The 19504-nt window shown below is 45.3% G+C and carries 21 protein-coding genes, 1 other RNA gene and 3 pseudogenes; 6 read left to right on the forward strand and 19 right to left on the reverse strand.

All coding sequences use genetic code 11. The annotated features are described in order from the left end of the window. Positions 1-2: 2 nt before the first annotated feature. The 3 genes and pseudogenes from M1D59_RS12130 to M1D59_RS12140 all read right to left on the reverse strand — a co-directional run. Positions 3-179 carry a hypothetical protein gene (locus M1D59_RS12130; RefSeq protein WP_020451906.1) on the reverse strand — a complete coding sequence of 59 codons (177 nt, stop codon included), beginning with the start codon at positions 177-179 and terminating at the stop codon, positions 3-5. A gap of 196 nt (positions 180-375) precedes the next feature. After that, positions 376-738 carry a hypothetical protein gene (locus tag M1D59_RS12135; protein WP_020451907.1) on the reverse strand — a complete coding sequence of 121 codons (363 nt, stop codon included), beginning with the start codon at positions 736-738 and terminating at the stop codon, positions 376-378. Between the two features lie 152 nt (positions 739-890). Further along, positions 891-1009, reverse strand: a pseudogene (locus M1D59_RS12140) (IS1595 family transposase); the annotation flags it as partial. 261 nt (positions 1010-1270) lie between these two features. Here M1D59_RS12140 and M1D59_RS12145 point away from each other — a divergent pair. Further along, complete coding sequence (locus tag M1D59_RS12145) at positions 1271-1732, forward strand: hypothetical protein (protein ID WP_145930233.1); 462 nt, start codon at positions 1271-1273, stop codon at positions 1730-1732. A gap of 128 nt (positions 1733-1860) precedes the next feature. On the opposite strand, the pseudogene M1D59_RS12150 reads toward M1D59_RS12145, so the two are convergent. The 8 genes and pseudogenes from M1D59_RS12150 to M1D59_RS12185 all read right to left on the reverse strand — a co-directional run bounded on the left by M1D59_RS12150 (position 1861) and on the right by M1D59_RS12185 (position 9306). Continuing rightward, positions 1861-3013: pseudogene (locus tag M1D59_RS12150) on the reverse strand (THUMP domain-containing class I SAM-dependent RNA methyltransferase). A 95-nt stretch (positions 3014-3108) separates the two neighbouring features. Beyond that, positions 3109-3495, reverse strand: an RNA gene (gene rnpB / locus M1D59_RS12155) — RNase P RNA component class B. 52 nt (positions 3496-3547) lie between these two features. Then, positions 3548-3844 carry a cell division regulator GpsB gene (gpsB, locus tag M1D59_RS12160; protein ID WP_003182873.1) on the reverse strand — a complete coding sequence of 99 codons (297 nt, stop codon included), beginning with the start codon at positions 3842-3844 and terminating at the stop codon, positions 3548-3550. 80 nt (positions 3845-3924) lie between these two features. Continuing rightward, on the reverse strand, positions 3925-4476 hold the full coding sequence (locus tag M1D59_RS12165; RefSeq protein WP_039072801.1) for a DUF1273 domain-containing protein: 552 nt from the start codon (positions 4474-4476) through the stop codon (positions 3925-3927). 116 nt (positions 4477-4592) lie between these two features. Beyond that, positions 4593-4862 (reverse strand): CotD family spore coat protein, encoded by a 270-nt coding sequence (locus M1D59_RS12170; RefSeq protein WP_020451911.1) that lies wholly within the window; start codon positions 4860-4862, stop codon positions 4593-4595. Positions 4863-5103: 241 nt separating this feature from the next. After that, positions 5104-6417 carry a ribonuclease H-like domain-containing protein gene (locus M1D59_RS12175; protein ID WP_224146198.1) on the reverse strand — a complete coding sequence of 438 codons (1314 nt, stop codon included), beginning with the start codon at positions 6415-6417 and terminating at the stop codon, positions 5104-5106. Between the two features lie 5 nt (positions 6418-6422). Next, positions 6423-8667: pseudogene (locus M1D59_RS12180) on the reverse strand (DEAD/DEAH box helicase). A 132-nt stretch (positions 8668-8799) separates the two neighbouring features. After that, a complete protein-coding gene (locus tag M1D59_RS12185; protein ID WP_020451914.1) occupies positions 8800-9306 on the reverse strand; it encodes a PTS sugar transporter subunit IIA in 507 nt (168 codons plus the stop codon). 172 nt (positions 9307-9478) lie between these two features. On the opposite strand from M1D59_RS12185, the gene M1D59_RS12190 reads away from it, so the two are divergent. After that, the gene (locus M1D59_RS12190) at positions 9479-9898 is read left to right on the forward strand and encodes an Hsp20/alpha crystallin family protein (protein WP_023857414.1); all 420 of its coding nucleotides are present in this window, start codon (positions 9479-9481) and stop codon (positions 9896-9898) included. 18 nt (positions 9899-9916) lie between these two features. On the opposite strand, the gene M1D59_RS12195 is transcribed toward M1D59_RS12190, so the two are convergent. Continuing rightward, positions 9917-10363 carry a YppG family protein gene (locus M1D59_RS12195; RefSeq protein WP_020451916.1) on the reverse strand — a complete coding sequence of 149 codons (447 nt, stop codon included), beginning with the start codon at positions 10361-10363 and terminating at the stop codon, positions 9917-9919. 178 nt (positions 10364-10541) lie between these two features. Here M1D59_RS12195 and M1D59_RS12200 point away from each other — a divergent pair, with 178 nt between their 5' ends. Continuing rightward, a complete protein-coding gene (locus M1D59_RS12200) occupies positions 10542-10742 on the forward strand; it encodes a YppF family protein (protein WP_011198064.1) in 201 nt (66 codons plus the stop codon). Positions 10743-10765: 23 nt separating this feature from the next. Here the strand turns inward: M1D59_RS12200 and M1D59_RS12205 are convergent, their stop codons facing one another. Both M1D59_RS12205 and M1D59_RS12210 read right to left on the reverse strand, forming a co-directional pair. Then, positions 10766-11137, reverse strand: coding sequence for a YppE family protein (locus tag M1D59_RS12205; protein ID WP_458117440.1), 372 nt, complete (start codon positions 11135-11137; stop codon positions 10766-10768). A gap of 57 nt (positions 11138-11194) precedes the next feature. Further along, on the reverse strand, positions 11195-11422 hold the full coding sequence (locus M1D59_RS12210) for a YppD family protein (protein WP_023857416.1): 228 nt from the start codon (positions 11420-11422) through the stop codon (positions 11195-11197). A 198-nt stretch (positions 11423-11620) separates the two neighbouring features. Here M1D59_RS12210 and sspM point away from each other — a divergent pair, with 198 nt between their 5' ends. After that, positions 11621-11725 carry an acid-soluble spore protein SspM gene (sspM, locus tag M1D59_RS12215; RefSeq protein ID WP_009328007.1) on the forward strand — a complete coding sequence of 35 codons (105 nt, stop codon included), beginning with the start codon at positions 11621-11623 and terminating at the stop codon, positions 11723-11725. 31 nt (positions 11726-11756) lie between these two features. On the opposite strand, the gene M1D59_RS12220 is transcribed toward sspM, so the two are convergent. Then, entirely contained in the window at positions 11757-12716 is a 960-nt protein-coding gene (locus tag M1D59_RS12220) for a DUF2515 domain-containing protein (RefSeq protein ID WP_020451919.1), read from the reverse strand. 53 nt (positions 12717-12769) lie between these two features. On the opposite strand from M1D59_RS12220, the gene recU reads away from it, so the two are divergent. Continuing rightward, positions 12770-13366 carry a Holliday junction resolvase RecU gene (gene recU / locus M1D59_RS12225; RefSeq protein WP_003182896.1) on the forward strand — a complete coding sequence of 199 codons (597 nt, stop codon included), beginning with the start codon at positions 12770-12772 and terminating at the stop codon, positions 13364-13366. A gap of 57 nt (positions 13367-13423) precedes the next feature. After that, positions 13424-16093 (forward strand): PBP1A family penicillin-binding protein, encoded by a 2670-nt coding sequence (locus tag M1D59_RS12230; RefSeq protein WP_458117441.1) that lies wholly within the window; start codon positions 13424-13426, stop codon positions 16091-16093. A 20-nt stretch (positions 16094-16113) separates the two neighbouring features. Here M1D59_RS12230 and M1D59_RS12235 read toward each other — a convergent pair whose 3' ends face one another. The 4 genes from M1D59_RS12235 to asnS all read right to left on the reverse strand — a co-directional run bounded on the left by M1D59_RS12235 (position 16114) and on the right by asnS (position 19358). Then, the gene (locus tag M1D59_RS12235) at positions 16114-16617 is read right to left on the reverse strand and encodes a YpoC family protein (RefSeq protein WP_075213147.1); all 504 of its coding nucleotides are present in this window, start codon (positions 16615-16617) and stop codon (positions 16114-16116) included. Next, complete coding sequence (nth, locus tag M1D59_RS12240; protein WP_023857420.1) at positions 16614-17276, reverse strand: endonuclease III; 663 nt, start codon at positions 17274-17276, stop codon at positions 16614-16616. Before nth ends, M1D59_RS12235 begins: the two co-directional genes overlap by 4 nt. Positions 17277-17292: 16 nt before the next feature. Next, positions 17293-17991 (reverse strand): DnaD domain-containing protein, encoded by a 699-nt coding sequence (locus M1D59_RS12245; RefSeq protein ID WP_023857421.1) that lies wholly within the window; start codon positions 17989-17991, stop codon positions 17293-17295. 74 nt (positions 17992-18065) lie between these two features. Beyond that, positions 18066-19358: an asparagine--tRNA ligase gene (gene asnS, locus M1D59_RS12250; protein WP_023857422.1), complete on the reverse strand. Its 1293-nt coding sequence runs from the start codon at positions 19356-19358 to the stop codon at positions 18066-18068. Between the last annotated feature and the right edge of the window lie 146 nt (positions 19359-19504).

Here is a 19504-nt window from a genome sequence, read left to right on the forward strand (position 1 = left end):
AACTATTTCCGGTAAATCGAATGCGTCAAAAACGGATGATCCGTCGATTCCATATGGCTGATCGCGTTTTTCAATTCTTCCTTCGCATATGTAAGGCGCTCTTCGCCAATGTCCTCGAGCTGGTTTTCTGACGTCTCCAGCGCTTTTTGAATCATATGAATGTGATCGCTGTTCAACATGAAATCACCCCTTTTCAAAATCAATAATCCCGAGTATATGCAGGATGAATCGTTTTTATACAGGCTGATTTTATGTTTTTTCTTTGCTCTTGATAAATACGCAAAAATAAAGGGAATCCATAGTATATATGGTTTCCTTCAATCTTGTTATGTAACTCACCCGATTCCGGAACAATTAAAAACTTTAAGAACCGTCTTATATAAGACGGTTCTCCAAAGATTCGATTGCCAGTTTTAGTGCAGTCAAGCGACGCTCATTTAATGTTTTTTGAGGACTGCCTTCTTTTGCTTTGGCTATTTGTTTTTCAATAGATGGAATGATACCTTGTAAAACTTCTTTAGAAGTCAATATGATTTCTTCGTTATAGCCAAAATCTTCTCCATTCCAAATACCTTTTAGGCTTTCTAAACCAATTTTTACTGCGTTTAGTCTCTTTTTGACAAGAGTTGTGTTTGAACCTTTTTCTTTCGTGCTTTTATAAGCATTTGTTAGTTTATTAAAAGTTGACTCCAACGATTGAATGGACAAATCTTGGATTTCTTGGCTGACAGAATTCATATACAAACCTCATTTTTCTTTTTTAATGATTCAACATTTTTTAACAATCTGCTTAATGGTTGAATTAGGACTGCACATTCATTTTTGCGAGTCGTAAACTGTCATTTCGACTATCGACAAATAAAAATCAAGATATTTCGCAGCGACACCTTGATTAATCGACCACCCACAGTGGAAGAAGGTTCAACATAGCGTTTAACCCATCTTGTTCTTTTTGGGTATGTGGTAATCTGCCGATATCCTTTAACAAGTTGCTAAACGCTTTGCTCACCTTGATAACTTACCATCGAATATTTGTTCTGATTTTGATTGTATCAAAATTTCGGGGAAGTTATCAAATATCAACATTTACGTTTAACCGTTTTCACAGCGGTCAAACACCCTTTTTCCAGTCAAACAACAGCTTAACATCAGATAGTAAGGACTGTGTTAGACAATGTGCGCTTTATCCACAATAAAAACCCAGTCTATTCTGTTTTTCTATCATATCCTGTAGGGACTTAAAAATTTATAGACTAAAGGTGGAGAGTTTATGTACTATTATGAACCGGCAAAGAAAGATTATTGGGATTATGATTATGATCCTTACAAGAAAGATCACGATTATTGCAAAAAGGACTACTACTACCATGAGCCTTGCAAAAAAGACTTCTATTACCATGAACCTTGCAAGAAGGATTACGACTATTGCAAAAAGGATTATTACTACCATGAGGATTACAAAAAAGACTACGATTACCACAAGCCTTGCAAGAAGGAATACGATTATTGCAAAAAGGATTATTACTACCATGAGGATTACAAAAAAGACTACGATTACCATAAGCCTTGCAAGAAGGATTACGATTATTGCAAAAAGGATTATTACTACCATGAGCCTTGTAAAAAAGACTACGATTACCACAAACCTTGCAAGAAAGACTGCTACTATGAGCCGCGCAAAAAATGCTATGATTCGTCTTATAAAAAGAAAAATGATTCATGGATTTACTAGTGAATCGATGTTTTGCCATGCGCTTTTAAGGGGATAATCCCGCGGGCGCGCAAATTTAAAAACGCCGTTCGGCGGCTTTCCAGCTATGGAAAGAAAAAAGGCTGCCGTTTCATGGCAGCCTTTTAGCTTCACTTCTCTTTATTCGGTTTTGGCGGCCTTTTCCCCCAATACTGGTAATAGTCCGTCTTAATAAAACCGTTAAAGAGTTTCCGTTTTTTTTGTCGCTTTTTTCCCGTAGCACTCTTCAAAACGCTCGTTTGATGTCAGCATGTAAACAGACCACGTATCAAGTCCGGCAAATGCTTCGCCCATATCTTTATACATGGCTTCGACTGCTTTCTTTTCACCGAGGCGTTCCCCGTACGGCGGATTTCCGACAATCACGCCGTATTCCTCTTTCGTCCGAAAATCCTTTACCTGCATTTGCTTAAATTCGATGAAATCGGCTAGTCCCGCTTCCTCGGCATTCGCTTTGGCGATCTCGATCATACGATGATCCAGGTCATACCCCGAAATTGACAGCGGCTGATCATAATTCGCTTTGTCTTCGACTTCAAGCCTTGCTTGATCCCACACTTCTTTGCCGATCCATTCCCATCTTTCGGATGCAAAATCCCTGTTGAAACCCGGCGCAATATTTTGGCCGATCAAAGCCGCTTCGATCGGTATCGTGCCCGAACCGCAAAACGGATCGACGAAAGGTCTGTCAGGCGTCCAATTTGTCAATTGAATCAATGCTGCAGCGAGGGTTTCTTTCAGCGGCGCTTCCCCTTGACCGGTTCGGTATCCCCGTTTATGAAGCCCGGCTCCGGATGAATCAAGCGTAATGACCGCTTTGTCTTTTAAAAGGGAGACTTCGATTTTATATTCCGGGCCTGTTTCCTCAAGCCACCCGCCTTGTGTCTGATACGCTGATTTCAGCTTCTCGGCGATCGCCTTTTTGACGATGCGCTGGCAGTCCGGCACGCTTGCAAGCACTGATTTAACAGACTTTCCCGTCACGGGGAATGAGGCGTGTTCAGGAAGATAGGCGCTCCAGTCGATCGCTTTTGTCTTCTCGAATAACTCGTCAAAGGTCTTGGCCGTAAATTCGGCAACCTGCACTTTCACCCTGTCAGCAGTTCTCAGCCACAGATTGGCTCTGCAGATGGCGAGGGCATCACCTTCAAACACGACTTTGCCGTTGTCAACCGTACAATCATATCCTAGATCTCGCACCTCTTTGGCAACGATCGCTTCAATTCCCATCGGCGCTGTTGCAATTAATGTATAGGTTTTCATCATATCACCTGTTTTTATGTATGTTTTTTACATGATAAAAGCTCTCCTACCTGCGGAGAGCTTATACATTGTCATCATCATAATAGTGTGTAACGTTCTGTAAGCCATGTTTTGTTCCGTCGTACTGCTGTCGGCTGCTAAGCCTCGTACTCGGGTGGTAATCATCTATCTACAGAGTCAACTCTGTCCTTCTTTCCGTTCATTTCCGTCCAGAAGGTTCCCCTACCAAAATTTGGGTTTCTCGCTCGAGGGGTTTACCGCGTTCCACTCTCACCATTTCTAGTGAGACTTCGTCACTGTGGCACTTTCAAGGATACTCAGCCATATCCATAAAGGACGTAGGCTTTTTTCCTGCCGTCAGCCTTCTGCAAGGCTGCCCTAGCTTATGACTTCGCTAGGCACGAACACTACGGGCATCTCAGCACCGTGCGAGCATGGACTTTCCTCTACAGATGTAAAATCTGCAGCGATTACCCGAACGTTAAGACATCAACTATTATAGCTTAGTTTGTTCTAAAGGGCAAGCGGTTTTCATCAATCGTATAATTTGCTTCCAAACACATGTTTTTCCAAATTGGAAAGCCGTTTTAGAATATCAAAATTGGTCGTATTTGATTGAGCCGGCTGTCTCTTGTTCGCTTCTTCAAGCTGTTTTTTCAACTGCAGGTTTTCCTGCTGCAATTCTTCGATTTCCTGATGGAAGGCTTCATAGTCTTTAATGACCATGTCCAAGAATTTGTCAACATCTTCCTGCTTGTAGCCTCTGACTCCTGTTTTGAATTCTTTTTCCAAAATTTCTTTAGCAGAAAGCTTCACTTTATCAGCAAGCATCTTTTTCACCTCATATCGTGAATCATCATCTTATATTTTTTCAGAAAACGTGTGCAATGTCAAATTTTCTCTTGCACTTTTTACTCTTCGTAAAAGCTGCTTTCTTCAACGGTGACTCTCAGGTCATCCATCGTAATCGTGTAAATCGGAAAATCGCGTTTTTCTTGAGCTTTTTTTGCTTCATTCAGCATATACACAGGCGAGCCTTCTCTTTCTTCGTCGTACAGAATCAATAAGCCATCCGCCTTTTCGATGAAAAACCGGTTTTTTTGTTTAAATTGGACCGGGCTTTCGTACGGCCTGTGTGTCAAGCTTTCAGTGAAATCGCTGGCTGCGAGCACAGCTTCATACTGCTCTTGATTTTTCTCGTTCCACTTCTTTTCCTGTTCCAAAAACGGAGTGATAACCGCCACTTTCAAGTCGGGATATTCTTCCTGCAGCGAAAACGCAACTTCCGCCGCCCATAGTTCCGTGCCGAGCTGGCCTGAGATAAGGATCCATTCCAGCCCTTCCTCAAGCAGGGCGGTCAATCGGTTTTCAAGCGCTTTTTTTATGTAGAACAGAGCCTTGTCATCCTGTTTGAAAATCCCCAGTTCAAACGGCTTGTACCCTGTAACGGCCAATACTTTCATTATGATCACCTGCTAAAAAATGGGGCCGTATTCCGCCCCATTTTTTTAAAAGATATTCTGTTGCTCACGTTCAATCCGGCGCTCGTTCATCCTGACAAAACTTCCGAAAATCCTTTTTAGTAAGGACCCATACCCATTCCAGGTCCTGGCATCGCTCCAGGCCCGGGCATCATTCCTGCGCCAGGGCTCACGAAGTGCTGATGTGATGCCTGGTTGACAGCTGATTGAGTTTGCGGGAAGTAATGAACATGCTGAAAATGCTGATGGTTGACATTCGTTGTGTGCTGCGGGTGAATGTGCGGTACGACGGTTTTGCTTTGCGTATGGTTGTAGCAGCATTGAGTAGGATGAACAATCGGCGCCATTACATGCGGTTTACAGTGCATGAAAATTCCCCTTTCTTTAAGCTTCTATATACACTATTAAACTATGAAGCAAGGGGTAAACATGTACTAATATAAAAACCTATTTTAAAAGTAAGCCATAAAGCTTTCCTTGAAATTCGTCATGATTAATACGATAAACAGTACGACGACAAAAAACAGATAAAACAGCCCCTTATACATATCGACGCTCCCTTCAAACCATTCTAACGCTATTTTACAAGAAGCGATCGGTTTCTACAATTCATAACATGCTTGAAATGTTTGGCTTTCGAAGATCGTCGTTTTCTGCGCTTGCCCGGGGAATATTTCGTCCGAATTTCCTTTCCAGCCGCTCGCGCCGTTTCAAAAGGCCGGCTACTTCTTTTTCGGTCAGCTCAAACTTTTGTGAACCGTGCTGCAGCATCAGGTTATCCGTTACCTCGAGGGCGGCCCGAATGTCCCGCTTTCGATGTTCAAAGTATTTGGCGAGTTCGATGCCTGCGCGCCAGGCGATTTTTCCGTCTGTTCCATTTTGGAGCTTCAGCCAAAGGGATGCGGCTTCTTTTAGCATGCCCTGCTTTTTATACTGCATGGATAAATCGAATGATGCGCGTTCAGACTGCTCGAAAGGCTTTTTTTCAAGCTCCTGCAATTGCGCTGTCGCAAGCTCTGTCTCCCGGTTGGCGAGAAGCCATTTGGCCATCGCGTACTTTTCGTTTGCTTCCGCTGTCTGCTCCGGAGTGAGGATTTTCTTCGATAAATGGATGTAAAGAGAAATTAAAGAAAGCACGTCAAGCTCATTGTGGCGCAAAACGCCTTCAATGATTTCCGGACGCTCCTCCTTTAAAAAATGAAAATACATCATCGGCGCCAGGTAGCCCGGCGTATCTTCAGTTCTTACAACACCCAGCTCTTCCTTTTCCACTGTCCCCAAAGAGACGCGGTCAAACTTATGCTTCCAAAGGCGGCGGGATCCGTGGAGCAGGTCAAAATGGCCGAAATCCGGCAGCTTCGGAACCCTGTCGCGGATCAGCGTGTGCCTCGTTTTCACCTGAGGCCAGTCGAACGCTTTCCCGTTATAGGTGACAAGAGACTGAATATCGACTTCACTCAGGAAGCTGTGATAGAGGGCGGCTTCGTGCCCCGGCTTTGGCAGCAGATGCTGTTTGACGACTACGCGGTCGTCATACACCCGTGCATGGCCGAGCAAAAAGATCGTATTGCCGGCCCCTCCCCCGAGACCGGTCGTTTCCGTATCAAAGAAGAAAAGCTGGCTCGGTGTATACCCTTTGCTTGAAAGCGAATGGGAAACGTCGCTGTTGTTCCAGCGCCTAACCGTCTCATGCAGTTCAGAAAATGCGTAATGGCCATGAACATGTGTCAACGGATAAACGACTTCCCTGATCAGGCAATAGCAGTCCTCAAACACATACGGTTTAACACCGAGTTCGGCCCATTCTTTCTCAAAGCCGACGGACGCGGAAGTCCGCTTTTCTGCCGGAGAATCCGTTTTTTCTTCTTTCGCTTGATTTCCCAGGTGATGCTTATAGCGGTTAAGTTTTCGTTTTAAAGACATTCCGCTCAACCTTTCCAGCCTTTTAAAAGGCGCAGCGCATTGTTTTTTGTCTGATCGCCGCTGCCGCCCACTCCTATGCAGGAAGGGCATCCTGACTCACACGGACATCTTGAAATCAGCCGATGCGCTTCACTGATGATCTCAGGCATTTGTTCATACACTTTCTGAGACAGCCCCACTCCGCCGGGATAGCGATCATACAAAAAGATCGTCGGCTTTTCGTTATGAACGGCTTTAATTTGCGGAAAAAACGTGCAGATCAGACGGATCGCACATCACTTTTAAGGCGGCGACATGTCCCAGGACGTTTGCAGTCCCAAGCAAAGCTTCTTCCAATTTGATGTCGTTCCAATTTTGCCGCTCCTCATCGTTCACCTGCACCCAAGCCGCATTGGTATGCAGTTCCTCTTCAGGCAGATGAATCGGGCCTGAGCCGATATTTTCATGCGTCTCAAATTTTATTTTCTTAAAAATCGTCGCTTTCGCCTGAACGGTCACATCCCCAAAACCGAACGCTGCGGTTTCTGTCTTTTTCTCCTTGTCAACTTCGAGAACTCTCAATAGGACGGCGAGATTGGCATCCGTATAGTAATCAACTTGAACCTCGCGGACAAACGCCTTTTTCTCCTCCCAGTCAAGCTTTTCCACCTGGTATTGGATGCCTTGATGCAAATAAATGGCTTCATCGTGCAGAAGCGTCATGGCGCTGAACCTGTCCATTTCCCCGATCACTTTCGCCTTCTCGCGCTTTGACTGATCAATAATGACAACATTTTCCTGAGAAGCCGACCTCAAGCTGATGCCGTGCGCCGGAAAAGCGTCATTCATCCAGTGATACGTGTTCCCGGTTAAGTGGAGGACTCTTTCTTCTGCCAAGTAGTCAAGAATATCCTCGATGTCGGCACCGCCGAATGTGTCCGTTCTTTTGAAAGGCAGTTCAAAGGCTGCGCATTTAATATGATCGACAAGAATGACCAGGTTATCCGGATTAATGACGGCAGTCTCGGGATTTTGTTTAAAGAAATAATCCGGATTCTGTACAATGTACTGATCGAGCGGGGCGGAACTTGCCACCATGACAATCAGCGCTTCGTTGTGCCTTCTTCCAGCGCGGCCGGCCTGCTGCCAGGCGCTCGAGATCGTTCCCGGATATCCGGTCATGATGCATGTCTGCAGCTGTCCGATATCAACGCCCAGCTCAAGCGCATTCGTGCTGACAACGCCTTTAATGTCCCCGCTGCGAAGGCCTTTTTCAATGACGCGCCGCTCGTTCGGCAGATAGCCGCCCCTGTACCCCTGAATCGAATGAGGGCCGACAATCGGTTTCATCACTTCCTGCAAGTATGTCAATATAATTTCAACCCGGACTCTGCTTCTTGCAAACACAATCGTTTGAATGCCGTTTTTCAGAAATTCGGATGCGAGCTTTCTCACTTCAAGGGTCGCGCTTTTCCTGATGTTAAGCGAACGGTTGACCATCGGCGGGTTGTAAAATAAAAAATGCTTTCTTCCCGACGGGGCGCCGTTGTTTGAAATCAGATGCATCGGCTGCCCTGTGAGCGTCTCAGCGAGCTCCAATGGATTGGCGATCGTCGCGGATGTACAGATAAACTGCGGCTTGCTTCCGTAAAATTCAGCGATCCGCATCAGCCGTCTGATGACATTGGCTACATGGCTGCCAAAGACTCCCCTGTATACGTGAAGCTCATCGATGACGATATATTTCAGATTTTCAAACAATGACACCCATTTTGTATGGTGGGGCAAGATCGCCGAATGCAGCATATCCGGGTTTGTAATGACGATATGTCCTGCTTTTCTGACTTTCTGCCTGATCGAAGGCGACGTATCTCCGTCATATGTATAACAGTTGATCGACGCACCGATTTCATCGATTAATTCGTTCAGTTCACTTTTTTGGTCCTGCGACAATGCCTTTGTCGGAAAAAGATATAAGCTGCGCGCATCCTGGTCTTCTGTGATCCGCTGAATGACGGGCAGATTGTAGCAAAGCGTCTTCCCGGATGCCGTCGGCGTCACAAGCGTCACGTTTTTGCCGGCGGCGCTGTGCAGAAACGCGTCAGCCTGATGGGAATACAGCTTTTCTATCCCTCTCTGCTGTAAAGCATGCACGATTCTTTTATCTAAACCTTCAGGAAAATCGCGGTAATCCGCTTCTTTTTCCTCAATTGTATGCCAATGAACAATTTGCCTGCTGAAAGCTTGGTCTTCTTTCAGAAGCTGAATCATATCTGTCAAATTTCGTTTTTGAAACAACGCTGTCACCTCTCCCTTCTATTTTAGCGAATGTCCGTTCGTTCTGAAAGAGGTGATTTCCTGAGAAAATGAAAAAGCAGAGAATCGCTCCCTGCTTTTTTGCTGTTACTTAACTTTAAGCTCCATGAGCTTTGTCTCGCTTTTTTTCGCCTTTGCCTCTTCATGTTTTGTGACGCGCTCCAACACATCACCGTTCATAATGACGATCGGCGTAATGGTGCTGCTCGCTTTTTCCTTGATCAGTTCCAAATCGCACGTTATCAAAGGATCGCCGACTTTTACTTTGTCTCCTTCTTTGACATGGGCTGTGAAACCTTCGCCTTCCATCGCTACGGTTTCCAGACCGATATGAATCAAGAGTTCCACGCCGGACAGTGAACGGATGCCGATGGCATGTTTTGTGTGGAACAGCTGGATCACTTCCCCGTCGACAGGTGATACGATCTCGCCTGCGGAAGGCTCGACAGCCATTCCGTCACCCATCATCTTTTGGGAGAAAACGGGGTCAGGGACTTTTGAAAGTTCCAAAACTTGTCCGTCTACCGGTGAAAAAACGGTTTCTTCTTTCATTTCATTTTGTTTCTGACCAATACCGAATAATTTTTTCAGCAATACAGTTGGGCTCCTTTCAAAACGCCTCTTTATGATGGCTATTAAAAGAGGAACAGGTTAAATAAATCTTTGGATTCCCCACTATTTAACCACACTTTCAAATTCCCATCAATGAATAACCATACCAAGAGCCCCTGCATAAGCTGAAAATAAAAAACCGGGGTGATGAAGAATGGATTTCAAGGAAAACGACAATCACTCGCTCAGCAAGAAAGACGAAATTCAAGAAGCGGTTGAACAGTTATTTTACAATTCACCTTTCCACGATATTTTAAATTCATTCCAAAAACTGATATCAGACCAGCTTCAGAATTCCACCATTTCCATGAACATCAGAGAGGAGAATGAGGCGCTTCACGTCGACATTGCCGTTCCTGAATCGTTTCAAAACGGAGATATCATGATTGAAGCGAAATCGAGGTATCTTCATGTCGCCTTGAAGGAGAAAAAAGAAAGCGGCGGTTCTTCATCGTTTACAAGCCTGTCCAGAACCGTTTTGCTCCCATATCCCGTCCGCGAAGAAACAATGAAGACGTCGTGGAACCAAAATATCCTCACGGTCTCATTTCCGGAGCAAAAAAAGCATGAATGACCTTCATCCATGCTTTTTTTATTTGAAGAATCCCATAAACCCTTTGGCCAGCGCTCCGACCTGGTTGACCGTGCTCACCATCTGGCCAGCGGTGTCCATCATTTTGCTGAAATCAAACTGCCCGTTCTTTTTTTTGAATTGCGACAGAAAGCTTTGAAACTGTGATGGCTGGTGGAGATTCGGCCGCGGCGAGGGATATGGATGCTGATAAGGAAATGCCTGAAACGGCGGAAGCGGCGGCTGCATTTGCTGCTGAACAGGCTGATGATAGACTGAAAACGGGTCCACATTCTGCTCGATCGGCTGCTGATAGGCCTGCGGCCGCTGAGCTGGATGAGCGTACGGGACGGTTTCCTGGCTGTAGTACGGCTGAACGGGATGATAGGCATGATGGTTTTGCTGATCGGCTTGAACATACGCACCGGGGCCGGAATAAGGATATACGGCGGTTCTCCTCTCTTCCATCTTTCCTCTCCTCCTAAAGCCCTTTTTTATATGTGTATGATATAAAGGCATTTCCTGTTCCAAAGGTTCTGTCACAAGTTTGTCAAAAAGTGTCGAAAATTTTAATATTTGAAAAACAGAAAAAAGTCGAATTGTTATGGTACGATATTATTAATATAAAGGAGAGGGGATGCACCATATGAACGTATCATACTTAAGAAATTGTTTTGCCGAGATGAAACAGTATGAGACAGACTGCATGAACAAACTGATGGATTTTGCCAAGTTTTTGTATATCCAGGGACATCTGACATTAAACGAATTTCGCACAAGTATGAAAGTTCTTGAAGCGAATGGCGCACAGCACCCTGCTTATGATATGAATACGGACGCCAGCTAAACAAACAAAAAGAAGACCGGGTTCTAATCCCGGTCTTCTTTTAATATATCGTCTTCTACGTTTTTCAGCGTATAGAGGACGGACTCCGTCAGATCTTTAAAGCGTTTTTTATGGGTTTTGCAGAAATAGGACTGCATGAAAATTTCATTTGCATTTTCCTCAACCGAGCTGAGCTGCTCTTCATAAATGTATTTTGGCCGATTCGCCTTGATATAAGGCAGGCTTTCCGCCAGCCAGCTTTTCACTGTTTGTTCGAATCTCTCGACAGAAGGTTTGACAACCTCGAAAAAATCGTATTCCGTCCCTTCCTCTTTTCCCTTACTGTATCGTTCTTCCGCTTCTTTTACGAGGCGGATTAATTCCCGTGTCTGTACAAGAAGAGATTGTGTATCCAATTTTTTCACCTCGGGTTTATCGTACCAAAGGAAGACGACCGTTACAACGAATCCGGCTTATGCCGTCTCTCCTCTTGGCTCCACTCCCATTAACGTGCTGTTTAAACAAGCTGAGAGCTCTGCCAGTTCTTTTTCAATCAGATCGAGCCGTTCGTTCCAGCTAGCCCGCTTTTCATGCTCCGCCCGGCGTACGGCTTCTGTCAAAGCTTTCTCAGCAGACGACATGTGTGATTCCGTTTCCAAAAGCATTTGAAGGACCGAGTCTTTGCTTGCAAATCCGTTCATTTGCTTCCCTCCTTTTTGATCGCCTTCTATGCATTCTCCCCTACGCGCCCCCTCTCCTCCGCAGCTGACAAAACTAGAAGCAAACCGCCAAAGAAACTCATTTTCCAGCCAAACGCCCGCTTTCGACAAGTGATCTTGCGAAAAATGGTATGATCAGCGCTTTTTTGCAAAATCTAAAAAGGTAAGGAGGTGCCCGCTGTGGAAAACAACAAAAAGAAATCACCTGCGAAAACAAAACCTGATGCTAAACAAACAGACACACTGGATAAGAAATTAGGCGGACCTAACCGCCCGTCCACTTAAAAAGCAAGGAGAACCCTTGCTTTTTTCTGTTTTACCTCTTATTCAGCCAATGCTCCAGTGAAAACAATGCCTGCAGCTGCCTTCTTTTTTGAAAATACCAATCGGTGATTTCGATCGTTTTCGGCAGTTTTTCATCTTTGAACATTGCCTCTCTCTTTCCTCCGCGAAACCAATCGGATTTTAATCCGTCTAATGAATGGGCAACAACGGGATAACACGTTCTCAAAAATGGCGAGGTTCTGATTTTAACCCCTGCCCAGCGTTCCATATCAAAGCGCGACCCGGTATGCGGAACACATGATGTAAAGTGAAAAAAACCGGGGAAAAGCTCAGGCGAAAACAGCAGCTCGCTTAATTGCTTGCCGAGCTTGATCCTTTCCTTTAAACTAGTGAAGCGTTTGACAGACACGCCGTAAAAAACGCCTTCTACCGTCGGAAAAATGACTGTGTTGAAGTGAAACCATTCACATAGCTGAAAAGGAATCGTCTGAAAAACATTCTTTTTAAACAAAGGATTTTGTATAATAGGAGTTTGGATAGTGTTTTGTTCATTTATAATGAGAGCGTACATGAGCCGCTTTTGATCGCGCTCATGCCAGAACCGCTCCCACTCCGTTTTCATAAATGAAGACACACCAAATGAGGAGAGCAAATGAAACAGCGGCTGGCCAAGCTGCTTGGACCAATGGTATAACAGGAGCTGCGGATAGGCGTCCGAAAAAATCAGCCAGTTCGCTCTTTCATACGTTAAAAACAGCCACTTCTGCTGAAAAGCCGTAAGTCCGAGCTCGAATAAACGCCCTTTTAAATCGGTCATCGACCAGCCGGCATTCCTGGAAACAAATGAAGCCAAAAGCGACCACTTGATTTCAGGATGGCGGTCAAAGTAGCGTTTGTAGGCATTTGTCCGTGAGATATTGTCCTTGTTCAGTTTTGCGGTCAGCTCTTGAATGCGGCTCGTCAGCTCCGCCGCGGAAAAAGTGTTGTGCAAGATCAGCCACTTCCGTTAGTATCCATATTTTTTGTAAAAGGAGGATGAAGAAAGTGATTCGTTACCCGAACGGGAAATCGTATCAGCCGAAAACAGCTGCCTCATCCTTGCAAAAGAAGCCGTCGTATTCCAATCGCGGCATGACCCTCGAAGATGACCTGAATGAAACGAATATGTATTATCAATCTCATTCGATTGCGGTCATCCATAAAAAACCGACTCCTGTACAGATTGTTCAGGTCGATTATCCGAAGCGAAGCGCTGCGGTGATCAAGGAAGCATATTTCAAGCAGTCGTCAACTACTGATTATAATGGGGTTTATAAAGGCCGCTACATCGATTTTGAAGCGAAAGAAACGAAGAGCCGGACCTCTTTCCCGCTTCAAAATTTCCACGATCATCAGATCGAGCATATGAAGCAGGTTGTGGCGCAAGACGGCATTTGTTTTGTTATCATATCCGCTTTTGAAGAAATTTATTTTTTGGAAGCAGAAAAATTATTTTATTTCTGGGAGCGGAAAAAGCAAAACGGCAGAAAATCGATCCGAAAAGACGAGCTTCAGGAAGCCGCTCACCCTATTTCACTTGGATACTCGCCAAGAATTGATTATATTAAGATTATTGATCAGTTGTATTTTTCGCCATCATAAATTATGATTTTAAAGTCATGTGAGCGGAAAGGTTTAACTACGAAAGGTTGAGATGTTATGTCAGATCAATTTAACAGCCGCCAGGAACGGCGAAAAGCCCAGCAGGGCAATAGCAGGTCTAATACTCATTCTAAACCCAAGAAAAAGAAAAAAGCAGGATTGTTTAAGAAAATTCTTTTATCCATTTTAATCATTGGTGTTATCGGCTTGATTGCCGGGGGCGTCACTTTTGCGGTGATGGTAGCGGACTCGCCGTCCCTTGATGACGCAAAACTGAAAACACCGTACTCTTCCACCGTCTATGACAAAAACGGAAAAGAAATCGCCGAAATTGGTTCAGAAAAGCGGACGTACGTGTCGATTAAAGACATCCCTGATTCCGTCAAAAACGCATTTCTTGCAACGGAAGACGCGCGTTTCTATGACCACCACGGCGTCGACCCGATCCGGATCGGAGGAGCGCTTCTGGCAAACTTCGAAGGCGGATTCGGTTCTGAAGGCGGAAGTACGATCACACAGCAGGTCGTCAAAAACTCCCTTCTGTCACATGAAAAAACGCTGAAACGGAAAGTCCAGGAAGTCTGGCTGTCGTTCCAGCTCGAAAGAAAATATTCAAAAGACGAAATTCTGGAAATGTATTTAAACCGGATTTACTTCTCGCCGCAGGCCTACGGTGTCGGAAAAGCGGCGGAGCAGTTCTACGGGGTTACAGATCTTAACGACTTAACGGTCGAGCAGGCCGCAACGCTTGCCGGCATGCCGCAAAGCCCGAATAACTACAACCCGATTAAACATCCGGAAAAAGCCGAGAAACGGCGCAATGTCGTGCTGAGTCTGATGAATAAACACGGCTTTATCTCTGACGCAGAGTACAACAAAGCGAAAAAAGTAGCCGTCACAAAAGGCCTTGTCTCTCCGAAGGAGTACGCAAAATCAACGTCCAACAAATACAGTGCGTTTATCGAGCAGGCCGTCGCCGAAGTGAAAGAAAAAGCGAACGTCACTCCGGGAACGGACGGACTGAAGATTTACACAACGATTGATACAGACGCCCAAGATTATGTGGATGAGCTGATGGACGGCGATTCAATCCCGTATACCGAAAAAATGCTGGCCGGCCTCACCTTGCTTGATACGAAGACCGGAGAAATCCGCGCGCTCGGGGGTGGACGCGACCGGAAAGCAGGCGAATTTAACTATGCAGTAGATACGAAACGTCAACCTGGTTCAACGATTAAGCCAATCCTTGACTACGGCCCAGTCATTGAGAACAAGAAATGGTCGACGTATGAACAGATTAACGATGAAGCATACACGTATTCAACCGGAGATCCGATTAACAACTATGACAGAAGACACAGAGGCTGGATATCGATGAGAGAGGCACTTGTCGATTCTCGGAACGTTCCAGCTTTAAAAGCGTTCCAGGCAGCCGGAAAAGACAATATTGTAAAATTCGCAGGCAACCTTGGTCTTAACATAAATTCAGATGATTTAGTGGAAGCTTACGCAATCGGCGGCTTCGGAAACGGTGTGTCGCCTCTGCAAATGGCCGGAGCGTACAGCGCATTCGGCAACAACGGCTACTACAATGAGCCTCATACTGTTACAGCGGTGGAATTCAATGACGGCACAAAGCTTGATTTGACGCCTGAATCAAAGGCAGCCATGAGCGATTATACCGCATTTATGATAACGGATATGCTGAAAAGCGCTGTTCAGCGAGGAACAGGAACAGCCGCCCAAGTCAATGGCGTTACTGTAGCAGGTAAAACGGGTACGACGAACTTTACCGAGGACGACATTAGAAAACACGGCATAAGTCGAAATGGAGCGAGGGATTCATGGTTCGTCGGCTATACGCCGCAATATACGGCAGCGGTCTGGACCGGTAAAGAAGGCTTTAATTCGCTGAGCGCAAACGAACAGCAAGTCGCCAAACTTCTGTTCAAAAAACTGATTGCCAAGGTGGACAACGGCAGCGGCTCATTTGAAAAGCCTGACAGCGTCGTTGAAGCGACCGTTCTAAAAGGCTCGAACCCGCCGGTGCTCGCCAGCAGCAACACGCCTAGCGATAAAAAAGTCACTGAGTACTTTGTAAAAGGCACACAGCCGACGACTGTTTCGAAAAAATATGAGGAAAAAGAAGATGCCGACAAGCCGACAGGTTTGAGCGCAGAATATGATGAAGCATCAAAGAGCATCAAGCTTTCATGGTCATATTCCGGAGACGGTGATGTATCCTTTAAAGTCAAACAATCTGTTGACGGAGGCGGATACAGCGAAATTCAAAGCAGCAGTGCGAAAGAAGCCGTCATACCGAATGCAAAAGAAGGATCCGTCTACAAATTCCAAGTCACGGCCGTTACTGAAGATAGCGAAAGCGACCCTGCTTCTGTGACGCTTAAAGTCAATGCGGCTGAAGATGATGAGTCAAAAGCGGACGATGAAAAGAAAGACGAGGATGACGAGAAGAAGCAGGATGCTGATGATGATCAGGACAAAGACAAACAAAATAACGGCAACTCTAATCAGCCGGATGATCAAAATTCAGGCAATCCAGATCAAAACAATCAAAATCCGGGAAATACAGACGGCAGAAAAGATGATGACGCCGATGATCAAAACAAAGATCAGAATAAAGACAAAAACAAAAACCCGGATCAAGACAGCAACACAGATGATCAACAAACAAATTCCAATGGTCAATCAACCGGAACCCATTAATCTAAAAAGCCACTCACAGTTTAGTGAGTGGCTTTTTTATGATTGATGGTAACATATTTATAAAATTGCTTTTTCATTTCCGTAAACAATTCGTCAAGCTGAATAAAACAATGATACTGCGTTGGTTTCTGGAGGATAAACTCGAGGCGTTCCGTCCAGTTCATCGGCTTAGCTCCAAAATCCTTACGGGTGATAGCCTCCCAGTTGAGACTTGTGACAGGCTCCCCCATCGTCCAGTGGAGGCTTGCGATCAAGCAGCACACCCCGTTCAGCATATCATCCTGGCTGCACCTTGACTTTCTCGTTTTAAAGACGGGCAGAAGCTTTTCTTTTGTACGCTCCCAAGCCGCAAACAGAAGCGGAACCCATTCTTCCGCATGCTCCCACGGCTTGTCCTCTTCTATGTCCAGAAAAAAATCGCAGCAGAGCGGATTTTCCAAAAGAACGTCAAGCTTTTCGCCGGATTCCGGTCTTCTCTTACGCAGCGTTTTTTCGTATTCGTCCAACAGAGAAACGCTTGTCACGGCAGCTTCACCAGCCCTTTTTTATATCGTTTTTGCCCTTCCCTGCACAGAGAAAACAACGGGCATTCTTCACATTTCGGCCTTTGCGCCTTGCAGTGATAGCGTCCGAAAAAGATCAGGCGGTGATGAGTAACGGACCACTCTGATTCAGGCACTTTTTTCATCAGCGTCTTTTCGACTTCCGTGACCGAATCCTTCCATCTGCAAATGCCGAGCCTTTTTGAGACCCTTTCCACGTGGGTGTCGACGGCAATGGCGGGAACACCGAATGCAACCGAAACGACGACATTGGCGGTTTTTCTCCCGACGCCCGGAAGTTTCACCAGCTCATCCCGGTCTTTCGGCACTTCACCGCCGTATTCTTCCAGCAGCATTTTGCAGAGCTTTTGAATATTTTTTGCTTTATTCCGGTATAAGCCGATCGATTTGATGTCCTGCTGCAGCTCTTCAAGCGGAACAGCAAGATAATCTTCAGGCTTTTTATATTTTTTGAAAAGCGTTTTCGTCACTTTATTGACAAGCGCATCTGTGCATTGGGCCGATAAAGCGACGGCGATAACAAGTTCAAACGGATTGTCATGGACTAATTCGCATTCAGCATCCGGAAACATTTCACCGATTGTTTCTAAACAAAACTCGATCTGTTTTTTTGTCAGCATGTCTTCACCTTTCACTTTATTGTTCAAGCCAATTGTAAAAAGGAACCTGTCTTGTATACTCCTTTTGCTCACTCTGCCGCGGTGCGGTCTTCCGCCTGAATCTTTGGCTGTAGTTTGCGGCTTGTTCGACTGTTGAAATGCCGTTTTTCTTCCACTCAAACAAAATCCGGTCAATGTAGCGGAAATTGAGTTTTCCTGATATGACGGCTTCTTTGAGAGCTTGTTTGATCAGCTGTGCATCGTGATGATCCTGGTCAAGCCAGATGCTGAGCGTCTCGCATTCAAGCGGAGACAGCGGCCGCGCAAATTCCTCTTCAAAGATCGTATAAAGGCTCTTCTCTTCGCCTTCATTCTGTTCAGCGAGTTTCTTCTGCTCGTCCATTTCAAGATGCTCAAACAGCTTGCCCCAGAGAGGTTCGAGCGAATACTTTTCAAACTTAATGCCGTTCTGGTCTTCGCATTCTTCTATATAGATGAAGCCTTTTTGAATGAACATTCTCAGCATGTTCATACATTGTTCGGTTTCAATCGACATCGTCTTGCTTAATTCCTCCGGCGTCGGAAAAAATGAACCTCTTTCAACATGCATTTTAATGTTTAAGAGCAGCATGAATTCTGTCTCATTTAAGCCAAGCTCCCGATAGTTCAAAAAAAGCAGATTCGGAATGGTGACAGATCCCATCTCCTGCATCTTAATAAAGTGCTGTTTTTTCATTCGATACACCTCTTACCTTCCAGTATATCATGGATGACTGTGAAAAAGTCTCCTGCAATCAGGAGACTTTTTTCTTAAGGATATAAGCGATTTAATAGTCTTGGGAACGGAATCGTTTCGCGGACGTGCGGAGAACCGCAGATCCAGGCAACCGTCCGTTCGAGTCCGAGTCCGAATCCTGAATGCGGAACTGAGCCGTATTTTCTCAGCTCTGCATACCATTGATAAGCATCCGATTCTAAACCATGCTCTTTCAGGCGCGCTTCGAGAAGCTCAAGATCATGGATCCGTTCAGATCCGCCGATAATCTCACCGTAGCCTTCAGGCGCAATCAAATCAGCGCACAGTACGACATCGTCCCTGTCAGGTGCAGGCTGCATATAAAACGGCTTTAATGATGTCGGATAGTGTGTAATAAATACCGGTTTGTCATAGCTTTCGGCAATCGCCGTTTCGTGAGGAGCGCCGAAGTCATCGCCCCATTCAATATCGTCAAAGCCTTTCTCTTTTAAGAACTGAATCGCTTCATCATACGTGATTCTTGGAAAAGGCGCTTTGATAAGCTCCAGTTTGGAAGTGTCTCTGCCGAGCGTATTCAGTTCAATTTTGCAGTTTTCAAGCACGCTTTGAATGATGAAAGAGACATAGTTCTCTTGAACTTCAAGGTTTTCATTGAATTCGACAAACGCCATTTCCGGTTCGATCATCCAGAATTCAATCAGATGGCGCTTCGTTTTTGATTTCTCAGCTCTGAAAGTCGGCCCGAATGAAAAGACTTTTCCTAAAGCCATTGCAGCTGCTTCCATGTAAAGCTGGCCGCTTTGCGAAAGGTAGGCATCTTCGTCAAAATACTTTGTCGCAAAAAGCTCTGTCGTTCCTTCAGGTGCGCTTCCCGTCAAAATCGGAGGATCGACTTTAACAAAGCCTTCCTTATTGAAAAATTCGTATGTAGCGCGAATGATTTCATTGCGGATTTTCATCGTTGCGTGCTGCCGTTTTGAACGGAGCCACAAATGTCTGTGATCCATCAAAAATTCTGTTCCGTGTTCTTTTGGCGTAATCGGATAATCTGTCGCTTCATGGATGACTTCAAGCGATGTGACTGCAAGCTCGTAGCCGAGTGGCGAACGCTCGTCTTCTTTGACGACGCCTTTTACATATAAAGATGTTTCCTGTGTGACAGATTTAGCAGCTTGAAATGTTTCTTCGTCCACTTCCGCTTTGACGACGACTCCTTGGATAAAGCCTGTCCCGTCTCTAAGCTGCAAAAACGCAATTTTGCCGCTTGAGCGTTTGTTGGCGATCCAAGCGCCGATTGTTACTTCTTCACCAACATGCTTGTACACTTGGTTTATTGTTGTTTTCACTATCGTTTCCCTCCAAAACACGAAAGAATTCGGTCAAGCCCTCATTCTTTCTGACGTCCATAACGTATATTATACCTTTTTTGATTCGATCAGGTCAATGCAGCTTGCGTGCATGCAAAAAGCGTCCAGCTGCGGACGCTTTCTGC

It is taken from the genome of Bacillus sp. PK6-026, assembly GCF_054161455.1.